This window comes from Gordonia sp. GONU, assembly GCF_024733855.1.
Lineage (GTDB): Bacteria > Actinomycetota > Actinomycetes > Mycobacteriales > Mycobacteriaceae > Gordonia > Gordonia amicalis.
In genome coordinates, this window is record NZ_JANRHB010000022.1 from 41,101 (window position 1) to 54,842 (window position 13,742).

The following is a 13,742-nucleotide window of genomic DNA, read 5'->3' on the forward strand; positions in this document are numbered from 1 at the left end:
CCGTCTTCACGCGGGTGCGCGCGACCTTGGCACACGAACCCAAGTAAATGCACAGAGAACACGTGTTCTGTGCTGAGGACTTGCCACCGAACATCTCGGATCGGTAACGTCCCGGGCTCAGGGGCCGATAGTTCGTTCGTGACCGAGGTGTCCGGGAGTGCCGCGACACCGTCGGTGACGGGGTTGTGATCGCAATCACATGGTTTGTCACGCCGGGGGGCATCGCATAGGCTCGCCGACGGCGAATCGCATGCGAGATCGGCTCGGTAACCATCGTCGCGCCGGCACTGCGCCGGCGCCGAGAGATGTGAGACGCACTAGAACCGGACGGGACCGGCGGGATACGAGAATCCGCAGCTCGACCGGCTGAAGAGGGAGATTCTGTACATGCGTGAAGCTGCCACCCAGGCGAGCAGGCCAGCGCGCGGCCGGATCGGTAACCGGCTCATCGCCGCACTGGTCGCCGTGCTGACAGTTGTCGGGCTGACCGGAGTCGTCGCCGGACAGGCCAGCGCCCGCATCGGCGGGACGCAGGTCGGTAAGCAGGAGTTCTGGGTCAACGGCTGCGGGATGCCGAATGTGAAGGTCCGCGCGTGGAAGCGGCCCGGCAACTACAAGACCGTCATCATGCTCGACGGCATGCGCGCCCAGTACGACTACAGCGGCTGGGAGATCAACACCAACATCCAGGAGATGGTGAAGTCCGGCGTCAACGTCGTCGAGCCCATCGGTGGACCCGCCAGCTTCTACACGGACTGGGATGCGCCCAGCAATTTCAACGGTCAGCCATACCGGTACCGCTGGAACTGCGTGATCAGCAACACTCTGGTCCGCGAGCTCGACCGGCGCGGTTACCGCGTCGGGCCGTCGAAGCGCTACGCCATCATGGGCCTGTCGATGGGCGGTAATGCCGCCCTCGTGATCGGCGCGCAGAACCGCCAGAACTTCGACCGCGCCGGCTCGCTGTCGGGCTACAACTTCTTGAGCGCCCCCGGTATGCGTACCGCGCTGCGGCTGGCCATGTTCGACGTCGATCCCAAGCCGTGGAACATCGACGCGATGTGGGGCCCGCCGTGGAGCATCCGTTGGTTCCAGAACGATCCCTTCTGGAACATCGGCAACATGCGTGGCATGAAGCTCTTCGTCGGATCCGGCAACGGACTCTTCGGTCGGTACAACGCGCTGCCGAACGTCTTCGACGACTTGTTCAAGGGTTCGACGCTGGAGCTGCTGGCGTTCACCCAGTCGAAGGCCTTCGAGGCCGCCGCATTCGTCCAGGGCGTGCCGCTCATGACGTACTACGCCAACGGCACCCATGCCTGGGGTTACTGGCAGGACATGGTCTGGAACGCCAAGAACCGCGGATTCTTCCGCTGATCGGCACCGGTCCGGCCTGACACGGCCATCACGACGCCCCGTCCGGGAATCCCGGGCGGGGCGTCGTCGTGTCATGCAGAGCTCCCCCGGCCGTCGGTATCAACTGTCACACAAATCCCATGAGTCACAGCGTGGCGTTCGGACACGGGGCATCAATCCCGTGTAAGAAACTCCTGAGGCGTTTGGTATTGATGATGCAGTTGTGACTGACGGGGAATCGGTCAGGATGTGCGGACGCCGTTGTACTTGGGCGAAGGAGTTCTGGAGAGTGATGCGGCGAAACAGTGGTTCACGACCGTTCGGTGTCGGAGTGGCCTGGCGAACGGCGATGGCCGTCGTGGTGGCCATCGTGGCCGTGGTGACGCTTGTCGTCGGCCAGGGCCTGGCGGGCGCCGAGCCGGCCCCGGCCCCGGCTCCGGCTTCTCCGGCCGCACCTCCCACCTCGGCGGCGCCGGCACCCCCGGCCTCGCCCCGTGCGCCGGCTCCGGCTCCGGCGGCGGCCCCGGTCCCGCCCGGCAAGGTGACCAACACCTACTGGTACACCGACCGCCGGGTCGCCCTGTGGGTGTACTCGCCGTCGATGAACACCAACATCCAGGTGCAGATCCTCCTGGCGCGTGACTGGCACGCCAAGCCCAAGGAGAAGTTCCCCCAGCTGACGATGCTCGACGGTCTGCGTGCGCAGGACGACCAGAGCGGCTGGATCATCAACACCAAGATCGTCGACTTCTACAAGGACAAGAACGTCAACGTGATCCTGCCGATCGGCGGTGAGTCGAGCTTCTACACCGACTGGAAGGAACCCGACCGCGGCAAGAACTACAAGTGGGAGACGTTCCTGATGCGGGAACTGCCGCCCGTCCTCGAGAACGACTGGCGATCCACGGACGTCCGCGGCATCGAGGGTCTGTCGATGGGTGGTTCGGCGGCGATGATGCTCGCCGCACGTAACCCCGGGTTCTACAAGTTCGCGGCGTCGTTCTCCGGCATCCTGCAGTTCAGCTCCTTCGGCATGCCGCAGGCCATCCAGTTCGCGGTGCGCGACGGCGGCGGCTACGACTCGATGAAGATGTTCGGACCGCCCTCGGACCCGGCCTGGAAGGAACACGACCCGTACGTGCTGGCCGAGAAGCTGCAGGGCACGAGCCTGTACGTCTCCTCGGGCAACGGCATGGTCGGCCCACACGACAAGCCGTCGGACATCCCGATGCTGGCGACCAACTACTCCGGCGTGGGCCTGGAGATGCTCAGCCGCGTCACGTCCCAGCAGTTCGCAATCCAGTTGAACCGCAAGGGAATTCCGGGTCAGGCGGTCTACCGTCCGTCCGGGACGCACACCTGGCCGTACTGGGAGTTCGAGATGATGCAGGCCTGGCCGCAGGCTGCGGCTGCCCTCGGCCTCTCGGGTGACGCGGTCGCCTGCCGCGTCGACGGTGCATTCCGCAAGCTCTGGGACGCCAACAAGGGCGATCTGGGTGGCTGCCTGACCCCGTCCTACGGTGTGCCCGGTGGCAAGGCCCAGGACTTCGCCAACGGCCGCATCTTCACCGGTCCGAAGGGTCCGAAGATCGTCACCGGCGCCATCGGCGGTGCCTATGTGGCCGCGGGCGGCCCCGGGGGCCGTCTCGGCAAGCCGCTGAGCAACGAGGAGCCGACCCGCGACGGCAAGGGTCGGGTCAACTACTTCGAGCACGGCCGCATCACCTGGACGGCCAAGGACGGCAGCAAGGTTCTGAAGTGATGGGTTCTGAGGTGACGGGTTCTGGAGTGATCGGGGCCTCAAGTGCGGGCCGAACCTCGACCGCACGTGTGCACCTGCTGAGACTTCGCTGAGGAATCGAGGGGTTCGTGCAGGTCGCGCCCGTGAGCGGGATCGTCGGGGTGTGCGGGGACGGTAGCCTGACGGGGCGAGCGATGCAGTGTCCGACTGCGTCGCGTCCGGCTGGATAGAAGGTTCGACAGGAAGTGGCGATGACAACGAAGTGTGCTCGGCTGGTGCTGGCCGTGACGGGCCTCGCTCTCGCGCTCGGCTCGGTCTCGGCCTGTTCGGACGACTCGACGGCCAGTGCACCGATCACCAACAACCCGGTCACCACCACGTCGCTGTACTCGGCCGCGGGATCGTCCGCGAGTGCGCCGGGTTCGGCATCGGCCGAGTCGCCCAGCAAGGCCGTGTCAGACGCGCCGTCGGGCACCTCGAAGCTGCCCGAGACCGGACCCAACCCGAGCACCAAGGTCCCGGACAGCTTCCCCGGTCCCAGCGGAGCGCCGCTCGACGACAAGGCGCGTGCCTATCTCGGCGCGCTCAAGGCGGCGAACGTCACCTTCATGGGGGACAGCGACAACTCCGTCGCGCTCACCATGGCGAAGTACGTCTGCGGCGCCCGGCAGAAGGGCACCGATCCGGGCATGGTGAAGGCCTTCGTCACCGCCTCGGTCGGGCCGGGCACCAAAACCGTCGAAGAGGCGAACGCCAAGGCGGACAAAGTGATCCGCGCGGCAGAACAGCACTACTGCTGACGTGATGGCCAAACGCACCGCGGGCCGCGCTCGACAGAGCCCCGCCCGGCGGTTGGGAAAGTTCCCCCTGTTGCTGCTTGCGCTCGCGGTCATCGCGATCGTGCTCATCGTCCTGCTCGTCCTGGTCTGGCTGAAGCCCGGACCGACGCCGCCGATCGGTCCCGGGAAGCCGTCGACTCCGACGAAGGAACGTCCCGAGGCGCAGCCCGCGGACTGTCCCGATGTGCTGACGGTGGTGATCCCAGGAACCTGGGAGTCGAGCGCCGGCGACGACCCGTACAGGCCGACGGCCAACCCGAACTCGCTGATGTTGCGAATCTCACGGGGGCTGTCCGAGCAGTTCGATTCGTCGCGGACCGAGATCTACACGGTGCCGTACACCGCGCAGTTCCGGAATCCGACGAATCTCGCCGACCGTCAGGTCGATTACAACGTTTCGCGCACCCAGGGCTACAAGCGTGCGGCCGGAAAGATCATCAACACCAACAAACGCTGTCCGCTCACGAGCTACGTGCTGATGGGATTCAGTCAGGGAGCGGTGATCGCGGGCGATCTCGCCAGCAACATCGGCAACGGCCGGGGTGTGCTCGCCGACGGTGACCAGGATCTCGTTCTCGGGGTCGGGCTCATCGCCGACGGGCGTCGCCAGCCCGGCAAGCAGAACGACGTGGATCCCAGCCCCGACGGTGTCGGTGCCGAGATCGCGCTCGGCGGCATGGGCAACATCGTCCCGGGCATCACGATGACCGGTCCGCGCGACGGGGGATTCGGCGATCTCGAGGACCGTGTGGAGTCCATATGTGCGCCAGGTGATCTCATCTGCGATTCGCCGACGGTCCTCAATCCGCTCGCCGCCGTGTCGAAGCTGGCGAACGCGGCGAACAACCCGATCCACGCCATGTACGCCACGCCACGGCACTGGGAGAACGACGGTCAGACCGCGACGCAGTGGATGTACTCGTGGGCCAAGGACCTCATCGACGACGCCCCGCGTCCGAAGCACAGCTGACCCCTCGGTGTCCCACAGTCCGTCAACTTGCTGTAACCCTGCTGCCGACACCACCGATTCGTTTTGCGGGGCCGTCACGCTGCATTAACGTGTTGGGCTGGCCCGGCGTTCGTCCGGGCGATCGACACAGGAGATGCCACACGGCGTCCCTCGACGGCCGGAACACGAGGAGAGGACAGCGATGACGCAACCCCCGAACGATGCGGGTGGCAGCTCCTCCGGTCTGCGTCCATTCCGATTCGGTGCGGGTGGTGAGGGCAACAAGGACGAGGGTGGTGCCCGCAAGTTCGTCAAGCTGGCCCAGACCGCCGAGGAATACGGCTACGACACGTTCGCGGTGCCGGATCACCTGGGCAACCAGGTCGGTCCGCTGGCCGCGCTCGGTGCGCTGACCCAGGCCACCAGCACCATCCGCCTGGCGACCTCGGTGCTGGCCAACGGCTGGCGCCACCCGGCGTTGCTGGCCAAGGAGGCCACCACGATCGACGTGCTGAGCAAGGGGCGACTCGAACTCGGCATCGGCGCAGGCTGGATGAAGGAAGAATTCGACAAGGCGGGGATCGAGTTCGAGTCCCCGGGTGTCCGTATCCGCCGGCTCGGCGAGGCACTCGTCATCCTCGACGGGCTGATGCGCGGCGAGACCGTCGACTTCGACGGCGAGTTCTACAAGATCAAGGGCCTCGAGGGGAGCCCGCGACCCCGTCAGGGACCGCGGCCGCCGATCGCGGTCGGCGGTGGCGGACCCAAGATGCTGGCGCTCGCCGCCAAGCATGCCGACATCATCTCCGTCGCCCCGGGCACCACGCCCGACGGCAAGATGAAGTTGTCGGACATGACCATCGAGAAGACGGCCGAGCGCGTCGACCGCATCCGCCAGGCCGCGGGTGACCGTTTCGACGACATCGAGCTGAACTGGACCATCGCCGTCATCGTGATCACCGACGATCGCGTGGCAACCGCCGAGATGGCGCTGAAGGCCCTGGAGCAGGGCTATCCGCCGAACATCGCGCACGACACCGAGTTCACCGTCGACGACGTGCTGTCCTCGCCGTACATCGCGATCGGCAGTTTCGAGGAGATCGCGGATCAGATCCGTGAGGTCCGCCGCCGGACGACCATGTCCTACGTCGGGGTCTTCCCGACCCAGATGGACGCCTTTGCGCCCGTTCTGGCCCAGTTGAAGGGGGAGTAGGATGACCGTCTGTCTCGCCGGTGAACCGCGAGGTGGTGGGTCGTCAACCCGCGGGTGTGCGTCACCGAGCCGACGTACGCTTTTTCAAAGCTGAGCATGACGATCACAATTTTTTCGTTGGGTAACTGGACGTGCGCTACCGTATCCCGCGGTCGGCACAGGACGTGGATGGCAGAAACGCCGGGTGTTGTCGCCGAAGGACGTCACCGGGGAACTGCACTCGCGTGGGGGAGTCCACGAGGGGGCCACAGGAGTAATGAATGCTGAAGACTGAACTCGAAGACTTTCTCGACGAAACGGGAAACATCTCGTTCACCGAGGAAGCGACGCTTGTCGACTACGTCGAGCAGAACGTACGCGAGCAGGCCGACACGCTGGCCTACCGGTTCATCGACTACAGCCGTGAGCGTGACGGTGAAGCCCAGGACCTGACCTGGGCGCAGTTCGGCAAGCGCCTGCGCGCTGTCGCCGCACGCCTGCAGCAGGTGACGAAGCCCGGCGATCGTGTCGCGATCCTCGCGCCCCAGTCGCTCGAGTACGTGATCGGCTTCTTCTCCGCGCTGTACGCCAGCAACGTCGCGGTGCCGCTGTTCTCGCCCGACGAGCCCGGCCACACCGATCGTCTGCACGCCGTCCTCGACGACTGCAAGCCGACCGCGATCCTCACCTCCACCAAGTCCGCCGAGGCGGTCCGCGACTTCTTCGCGCCGCTGCCGGCCAAGGAGCGCCCGCGCGTCATCGCCGTCGACGCGGTGCCCGACTCGGTGGGGTCGAGCTGGGTCGCCCCAGTCGCGGGCAAGGACCACAACAAGGACACCGTCGCGTACCTGCAGTACACGTCCGGTTCGACCCGCGTCCCGGCGGGCGTGGAGATCACCTACCAGGCGGTCGCCGCGAACGTCCTGCAGATCTCCGACACCATCCAGATCGACCGCAACGCACGTGGCGTGACCTGGCTGCCGATGTTCCACGACATGGGTCTGCTGACCGTGATCCTGCCCGCGCTCGGCGGCCGCTACATCACGATCATGAGCCCGCAGGCGTTCGTCCGCCGGCCCGGCCGCTGGATCAAGGAACTCGCCGCGGCCGCCGACGGCGCGGAGACCTACGCCGCGGCCCCGAACTTCGCCTTCGAGCACGCCGCCGCGCGCGGTCTGCCCAAGGAGGGCGAGACCCTCGACCTGTCGAACGTCATCGGCCTGATCAACGGCTCGGAGCCGGTCACGGTCAGCTCGATGAAGAAGTTCAACGAGGCCTTCGCGCCCTACGGCCTGCCGAAGACCGCCATCAAGCCCTGCTACGGCATGGCCGAGGCCACCCTCTTCGTCTCCGCGACCCAGCGCGACAACGAGGCGAAGGTCATCTACGTCGACCGTGACGATCTCAACGCGGGCAAGCTCACCGTCGTCGACGAGGGTGCGCCGAACGCGGTCGCGCAGGTGTCGTGCGGTCAGGTCGCGGTGAGCCAGTGGGCCACCATCGTCGACCCGGAGACGGCGACGGAGCAGCCCGACGGTCACGTCGGCGAGATCTGGCTGCACGGGCTCAACATCGGTGCCGGCTACTGGAACAAGCCGAAGGAGACCGAGGAGACCTTCCACAACAAGCTCGTCTCGCCGCTGGCGGAGAACAGCCACGCCGAGGGTGCCCCGGCCGACGCCCTGTGGATGCGGACCGGCGACTACGGTGTCTGGCTCGACGGCGAGCTCTACATCACCGGCCGCGTCAAGGACCTGGTCATCGTCGACGGACGCAACCACTACCCGCAGGACCTCGAGTACAGCGCCCAGGAGGCCAGCACCGCGCTGCGTCCGGGCTTCGTCGCCGCCTTCTCGGTACCGGCGAACCAGCTGCCCGCCGTGGTCTTCGAGTTCGCCGGCAGCGGTCTCACCCCGGACCCCGACGACGCCTCCGAGCAGCTGGTCATCGTCGCCGAGCGCGGCCCGGGTCGCAAGGCCGATCCGCAGGAGGTCGCCGACACCGTGCGTGCCGCCATCGCGCAGCGTCACGGCGTCATGGCGCGCGACGTCCTGCTGGTTCCCGCCGGCTCGATCCCGCGCACCTCGTCGGGCAAGATCGCCCGCCGGGCCACCCGCGCCGCCTACATCGACGGCAGCCTGCGCGGCGGCTACAAGCAGACGGCGTTCCCGGACGCGGCGGAATAGCGCGCCGGGCACCCGTTCACGGCCGCGGTGTCGGTGATCGTCCACAACAGTCACCCGGCACCCGGTTTCGGGTGCCGACGAGAGCAGTAGTCTGGAAACGATGTCTGAACTGAACACCGACGAGTCACGCAGCACCGATCTGCCCGACGATTCGTCCCTCGAAACCCCCGGTTCGGTAGACGGAGCGACCGCCGACGCGAGCACTGCACCCTCGACCGGTCAGGCCACCCCCGGAGAGACCGCCGGAGACCTCACCGTCGATGAACTGCGTGACTGGCTGCGCGACTGGGTGTCGCAGGCGACCGGTGTCCCGGTCGGCCAGATCGACGTCGACCGGCCGATGGAAGAGCTGGGACTGTCCTCGCGCGATGCGGTGGCGCTCGCCGCCGACGTCGAGGACAAGACCGGGGTCATCCTGACCGCGACGGTGGTCTACAACCATCCGACGATCGCATCCCTGGCCCAGCGCATCATCGAGGGCGATCCCGACGAGGGCCTCGACGACACCGCCGACACGTTCTGGCGGCGTGATCGCAGCGCGGACGACGACATCGCGATCGTCGGCTTGTCGACCCGTTTCCCCAAGTCCGGCACCACACCGGAGTCGACCTGGGACGCGCTCATCGGTGGCGTCGACGGCATCTCCGACCTGCCGGAGGGCCGCTGGACCGAGTTCACCTCCGATCCGCGTTTCGCCGAGATCCTGGAGTCGTCGAACATCAAGGGCGGCTACCTCGACGACGTGCGGTCGTTCGACGCCGACTTCTTCCAGATGAGTCCGCGTGAGGTCGAGATGGTCGACCCGCAGCAGCGGCTCGCCCTGGAACTCACCTGGGAGGCGCTCGAGCACGCGCACATCCCGCCGAGCGACCTCAAGGGTGCGCCGGTGGGAGTGTTCATCGGTTCGTCGACCAACGACTATCAGCTGCTGGCGACCCTCGGCCTCGGTGAGGGCGCCGAGGACACCGCGGCCTATGCGCTGACCGGTACCTCCACGGCCATCGTCGCCAACCGCGTCTCCTACTTCTACGACTTCCGTGGACCGTCGATCGCGATCGACACCGCGTGTTCGTCGTCGCTGGTGGCGATCCACCAGGCGGTCCGCAGCCTACGTACCGGCGAGTCCGACGTCGCCCTCGCCGGTGGCGTGAACATGCTGATCACGCCTGCTGCGACCCTCGGTTTCGACCGGATCGGCGCGCAGGCCAAGGACGGCCACATCAAGGCCTTCTCCGCCGACGCCGACGGCATGATCCGCGCCGAGGGCGGCGGTCTCGTCGTGCTCAAGCGGATGGCCGACGCCCGCCGCGACGGCGACGAGGTGCTCGCGGTCATCGCCGGTTCGGCCGTCAACTCCGACGGTCGGTCAAACGGTCTGCCGGCCCCGAATCCCGAGGCCCAGGTCGAGGTGCTGCGCTCGGCCTACACCGACGCGTCGATCGACCCGCGCACGGTCGACTACGTCGAGGCCCACGGCACCGGCACCATTCTGGGTGACCCGATCGAGGCGGACGCTCTCGGGCGCGTCGTCGGACGCGGCCGGGCCGCCGACAAGCCGATGCTCCTCGGTTCGGTCAAGACCAACTACGGCCACATGGAGTCGGCGGCCGGAGCCGGCGCGATCGCCAAGGTCGTGCTCGCGCTGAAGCACGGGGTCATCCCGGGTTCGCGCAACTACAGCGGCCCCAACCCGTACATCCAGTTCGACGCCAACAACCTCAAGGTGATCCCGGAGTCCACCGAGTGGCCCCGCTACTCGGGCCACGCCGTCGCCGGCGTCTCCGGCTTCGGCTTCGGCGGCACCAACGCGCACGTCGTCGTCCGTGAGGTCCTGCCGAGCGACCTGAAGCCGGAGACGGCTCCGGTCGACGCCTCGGCTTCCGAACTCCCGGCCACCGAATCGTTGCCGGGGGAACCGGATCTCGAAACCGAGGACGAATTCCTGACCGAGGCCGAGCGCGCCGTGCTGGCCGCGCGGGCGCGGAACGTCGAGCCGGTGGTCACCGAGACCGCGGTGGACCCGGCCGAGGGCTTCGCACCGTGCGCGGTCGAGGGTTCGGTCGTACCGCTGGTGATCTCCGGCTTCCTCCCGTCGCGGCGTCGCAAGACCGCCGCCGACCTGCTCGAGTGGCTCGAGTCCGACGAGGGCCGGGCGACCCCGCTCGCCGACATCGGCCGCGCCCTCGCGCACCGCAACCACGGCCGCTCTCGGTCCGTCGTGATGGCCCGCTCGCACGAGGATGCCATCACCGGTGTCCGGGCGATCGCCGACGGCAAGGGCAATCCCCTCGTGTACTCGGCGGATTCGCCCGACGCCGCCTCGGCGGTGTGGCTGTTGTCGGGCTTCGGTTCGCAGCACCGCAAGATGGCCAAGCAGCTCTACACCGAGAACCCGATCTTCGCGAAGTACGTCGACCGCGTCGACGGATACGTCCAGAACGAACTGGGTTACTCGATCGCCGAGATGTTCCTCGACGACGAGCAGACCTACGGCATCGAGACCAGCCAGGTCGGCATCTACACCATCCAGGTCGCGCTGGCCGACACTCTCCGCCACCATGGTGCGGAACCCGGTGTGCTGGTGCCGCATTCGATGGGTGAGGCGTCGGCCTCCTACATCAGCGGCGGACTGTCGCTGGAGGACGCGACCCGCGTCATCTGCCAGCGTTCGCGCCTGATGGGCGAGGGCGAGTCGATGCTGCAAGGCGACGACATCCGCCTGATGGCGCTGGTCGAGTACAGCGCCGAGGACATCAACGACGTCCTCGTCGACTACCCCGACCTCGAGATCTGTGTCTACGCGGCACCGACGCACACCGTCATCGGCGGCCCGGAGGCGCAGGTCGACGCGATCGTCGAACGCGCCGAGGGCGAGGGCAAGCTCGGGCGCAAGCTGGCCACGAAGGGCGCGAGCCACACCTCTCAGATGGACCCGATCCTGGGCGAGCTCGCCTACGAGCTCACCGGTATCGAGCCGCAGCGCCTCACCACCGGTTTCTACAGCTCGGTCGACCGCGAGGTGTTCTACCGTGCGGGACACGAGCCGGTCCACACCATCGACTACTTCCTCAAGGGTCTGCGCCACAGCGTGTGGTTCAGTCAGGCCATCTCGAAGGCCGTGGAGAACGGTCACCGCACCTTCCTGGAGCTGTCGCCGAATCCGGCGGTCCTGATCTCCGTTGCGGCCGTGACCTTCTCGGCCGGCCTGCACGACGCCGAGCTCATCGAGACGCTGCGTCGCAAGGAGGACGAGAGCTTCGGCCTGGTCAACGCGCTGATGAAGCTGTACGTGCACGGCCACCCGGTCGACGTCGCGTCGCTGTTCGGCACCGGCGACTATGCGGCGGTCCCGCGAACCCGCTTCGAGCGCAAGGAGTTCTGGCTCAAGGCGCAGGTCTCCTCGGGCGGCTCGGCCGGCTCCGTCCCGGGTTCGCATGTCGCGCTGCCCGACGGACGCCACGCGTGGGAGGTCAACGCCGCAGCCGTCAGCGACCCGCGCGCGCTGGTGCACGCCGCCGCCGCACAGGTGCTGACCAACGCCTCCGTCGGTGCGGCGGTCTCACACGGCGAGATGCCCACGACCGGCACCGTCACCACCACGCTGAGCCCGCATCCGGGCGGCGCGTCGGTGAGCGTGCATGTCAAGGCAGGCAATAACTTCCGTCTGCTCTTCGAAGCCGTCGTGACCGGCGACCTCGACGAGGCCGCGGGTTCGGTGTCCACCGCGCCGGCGGCGTCCCCGGAGTCCGGTCCGGCCGTCTTCGCCGACGACAAGGTGGTCGTCGAGGACGAGGTCGTCGACGACATCGGCAACAGGTGGAATCCGGAATCCGGTGAGAGCGTGGGGGATCGCCTCGCGATCATCGTCGGCGAGTCGATGGGTTACGACCCCGAGGACCTGCCGCGCGAGATCCCGCTGATCGAGCTGGGCCTCGATTCGCTGATGGCCGTGCGGATCAAGAACCGCGTCGAGTACGAGTTCGACATCCCGCAGCTGCAGCTGCAGGCGATGCGCCAGGCGAACCTGGCCGATGTCCAGAAGTTCGTCGAGTTCGCGGTCACCCATCGCGACCAGCTCGACGACCTCGCCGAGAATGCCTCCGGCGGAGGTGAACTCGACACCGCAGCGCTCAACGCCTACATCGACGAGCAGAACGCCAAGGATCAGACCTCGGACGTGCCGGTCGTCGAGGAGTCCCCGGAGCCGAAGCAGGAAGTCGCCGAGGACGTGGTTGACGTGGAGGATGCGGTCGCCACCTCGCCTGGCACCGAACCCGAACCGGTGAAGGCGCCGGAGCCCGTCAAGCCGGCCACCGACATCACCTCGCAGAAGGCTGTCGCGGAGGCCGCCGGTTCGGATGTCCCGCCGCGCGATGCGGCCGAGCGGTTGACGTTCGGCACCTACGCGGTCGTGACCAAGAAGTCCGCCGGCGGCATCTTCAACAAGCTGCCGGTGCTGTCGGAGGAACTGGCCCAGCAGCTGACCGATCGTCTCAACGAGCGGACCGGTGGCGACATCGACGTCGAGGACATCCTCGACTCGGAGACCATCGAGGAGATGTCGAACTACGTTCGCGATCACCTCGATGCCGGGGCGTCGACCGACGGATTCCTGCGCTACCTGCGTCTGGTTCCCGAGGGCAAGAAGGTCTACGACCCGTCCGCGGGCGACCCGACCCCGATCCTGCTCTTCCACCCCGCGGGCGGCAACACCTCGGCCTACGAGGCCCTGCTCAAGCGCCTGCCCGACGACCAGCCGGTCGTCGGTTTCGACCGCGGCGTGGAGGGAACCATCGAAGACCGTGTGCGCGAGTACATCCCGCGTCTGCGTGAACTCCAGCCGCACGGCCCGTACGTGCTCGTGGGCTGGTCGTTCGGCGGTGCCCTCGCCTACGGCGTCGCCCAGGTTCTCCGGGAAGCCGGTGAGGACGTGGCCTTCGTCGGTCTCATCGACGTCGTGCGTCCGCGCGAGGACATGACCGAGACGCCGGAGACCAAGCGGGCCCGCCTGGAACGGTGGAAGGACTTCGCGATCCGCAACTACGACCTCGACCCGGATGTGCCGATCCCGATGGAGCGGCTCGTCGAGGCCGACGACGAGGGTCAGTTCGCGATCATCATGGAGATGATGTCGATGTCGGGCACCAAGATCCCCGGCGGCATCATCGAACACCAGCGGACCTCGTTCATCGAGAACCGGGTGCTCAGCAACATCGCGCCGGAACCCTACGACGGCAAGGTCGTGCTGTACCGCGCGGACAAGATGCATGCGGGTGCGATCGAGCTGGAACCGCAGTGGGCCGAGATCGACGAGGACGGCCGGTGGGGTGAGGTCGTCGACGACCTGGAGATCATCCACATCGGCGGCGACCACTTGTCGATCGTCGACGAGCCCTACATCGCCAAGATCGGCGCAGATCTGGCCACGCGTCTCGGCGAGCTTGGTAAGAAGTAGCTTCAACGAGACATCGTGGTCGCG

General features: G+C 67.2%; 7 protein-coding genes. All 7 read left to right on the forward strand.

Going from position 1 to position 13,742, the window contains the following annotated elements:
• Positions 1–387 precede the first annotated feature (387 nt).
• The 7 genes from NWF34_RS17780 (at position 388) to pks13 (ending at position 13,718) form a co-directional block, all read left to right on the forward strand.
• Positions 388–1,377: an alpha/beta hydrolase family protein gene (locus tag NWF34_RS17780; RefSeq protein ID WP_258325667.1), complete on the forward strand. Its 990-nt coding sequence runs from the start codon at positions 388–390 to the stop codon at positions 1,375–1,377.
• A 271-nt stretch (positions 1,378–1,648) separates the two neighbouring features.
• Complete coding sequence (locus NWF34_RS17785; protein ID WP_375295682.1) at positions 1,649–3,118, forward strand: alpha/beta hydrolase-fold protein; 1,470 nt, start codon at positions 1,649–1,651, stop codon at positions 3,116–3,118.
• Positions 3,119–3,348: 230 nt separating this feature from the next.
• On the forward strand, positions 3,349–3,897 hold the full coding sequence (locus tag NWF34_RS17790) for a DUF732 domain-containing protein (protein WP_258325668.1): 549 nt from the start codon (positions 3,349–3,351) through the stop codon (positions 3,895–3,897).
• Position 3,898: 1 nt separating this feature from the next.
• The gene (locus NWF34_RS17795; protein ID WP_375295683.1) at positions 3,899–4,906 is read left to right on the forward strand and encodes a cutinase family protein; all 1,008 of its coding nucleotides are present in this window, start codon (positions 3,899–3,901) and stop codon (positions 4,904–4,906) included.
• Between the two features lie 181 nt (positions 4,907–5,087).
• The gene (locus NWF34_RS17800) at positions 5,088–6,098 is read left to right on the forward strand and encodes an LLM class F420-dependent oxidoreductase (protein WP_258325670.1); all 1,011 of its coding nucleotides are present in this window, start codon (positions 5,088–5,090) and stop codon (positions 6,096–6,098) included.
• A 260-nt stretch (positions 6,099–6,358) separates the two neighbouring features.
• Positions 6,359–8,263 (forward strand): long-chain-fatty-acid--AMP ligase FadD32, encoded by a 1,905-nt coding sequence (gene fadD32, locus NWF34_RS17805; RefSeq protein WP_258325671.1) that lies wholly within the window; start codon positions 6,359–6,361, stop codon positions 8,261–8,263.
• A 100-nt stretch (positions 8,264–8,363) separates the two neighbouring features.
• Positions 8,364–13,718 carry a polyketide synthase Pks13 gene (gene pks13 / locus NWF34_RS17810; RefSeq protein WP_258325672.1) on the forward strand — a complete coding sequence of 1,785 codons (5,355 nt, stop codon included), beginning with the start codon at positions 8,364–8,366 and terminating at the stop codon, positions 13,716–13,718.
• Positions 13,719–13,742 lie beyond the last annotated feature (24 nt).

Coding starts and splice junctions, on each gene's coding strand:
- NWF34_RS17800 (WP_258325670.1), top strand. CDS start 5,088: ATGACGCAACCCCCGAACGATGCGGGTGGCAGCTCCTCCGGTCTGCGT.
- NWF34_RS17780 (WP_258325667.1), top strand. CDS start 388: ATGCGTGAAGCTGCCACCCAGGCGAGCAGGCCAGCGCGCGGCCGGATC.
- fadD32 (WP_258325671.1), top strand. CDS start 6,359: ATGCTGAAGACTGAACTCGAAGACTTTCTCGACGAAACGGGAAACATC.
- pks13 (WP_258325672.1), top strand. CDS start 8,364: ATGTCTGAACTGAACACCGACGAGTCACGCAGCACCGATCTGCCCGAC.
- NWF34_RS17785 (WP_375295682.1), top strand. CDS start 1,649: ATGCGGCGAAACAGTGGTTCACGACCGTTCGGTGTCGGAGTGGCCTGG.
- NWF34_RS17790 (WP_258325668.1), top strand. CDS start 3,349: ATGACAACGAAGTGTGCTCGGCTGGTGCTGGCCGTGACGGGCCTCGCT.